General features: G+C 36.7%; 1 protein-coding gene. It reads right to left on the bottom strand.

Going from position 1 to position 1,142, the window contains the following annotated elements:
- Positions 1-269: 269 nt before the first annotated feature.
- Positions 270-950 (bottom strand): transglycosylase SLT domain-containing protein, encoded by a 681-nt coding sequence (locus tag IQ211_RS19370; RefSeq protein WP_282885639.1) that lies wholly within the window; start codon positions 948-950, stop codon positions 270-272.
- Between the last annotated feature and the right edge of the window lie 192 nt (positions 951-1,142).

A 1,142-nucleotide genomic window follows, 5' to 3' on the forward strand; every position in this document is an offset into this window, starting at 1 on the left:
GAAATATTACTTGTAAACTATACCAATCTAACTTTAAGACACGTGTGATTTCTCCCCACTAAGCGGGGAAAAATCAGGTTTCATATCGTGTTGTAAATTGCAACTTGAAGTTTAATGCGTACATTCACTGAAAATTGTAACATCTATAATTTATAAGAAACTGTTCTATGTGACATTTACATTTAAAGTGGCAATGGATTGTCAAATAGTATTCAGAAATAAAAAAATAGGCTATCAGACCTATTTTTGTAAAAGTTTACAGATTGCGATTAATGAGTTACACCTAAAGAATGATAAGCATTTTGAACTTTCCATAAATAACGCGAAGCCTGTGGTGCAGGATGATTATTTTGAACATACCGATAGAACTCATTTGGAGTCATTCGATTAATTTTATTAATTGCTAAAGCCCGGTTTGAGTCAAACGTTCGCAATAATGCCCCTGCACCATTTACATAAGAAACTATCGTTGCATAGTACAGTATTTCTGGATTAGAAATCCCTTCCAAATGCTGTTTTTTCAAAATGCTGATATAGGCAGTACCAAGGTCGATATTGGTTTCAGGATCTTTCAATTCACGTGTTGTTGGTTGTCCTGGTTTCCCTTTCACTCTGTAAGCATCTCGTCCAGCCGTAGATGCCTTAATCTGCATGAGTCCAACTGCATTCGATTTACTAACAACCTCTGGACGAAAATCTGATTCCACCTGAATAATCGCTTTGATGAGCGTTTCATCAACACCATAACGTCTTGCAGCTTGCGCAATAAAACCATCAAATGGGGTGGATTTGAACCTATTTGTCAATTTACGGCTACCAAAAACAGCTTTATTGCCATCAAGCATACGCTTTACCGTTGTTTGTCCATTACTGTCTGATTGCTGTACTTGTTGGCTTGCACATCCAGACAATAACAATGCCACCGCAATGTAACGGAGTTTTAATTTCACTCTGCTTCCCCTAAATAAAATTAATCTTATAAAGGATATATAATTTTACTGATAAACCAAAAATATTTTTCTCTCGCTTATTAAACTCAACAACCACCTACTGAAGTAGGTGGGTTAGTGATTAACGGACTGAAAGTCCGGATACGCATCGGCTAAACGATGCGTCAATTGTCTACCCTGAAGTCATCATTT

The organism is Xenorhabdus griffiniae, from assembly GCF_015163655.1.
GTDB lineage: Bacteria > Pseudomonadota > Gammaproteobacteria > Enterobacterales > Enterobacteriaceae > Xenorhabdus > Xenorhabdus griffiniae.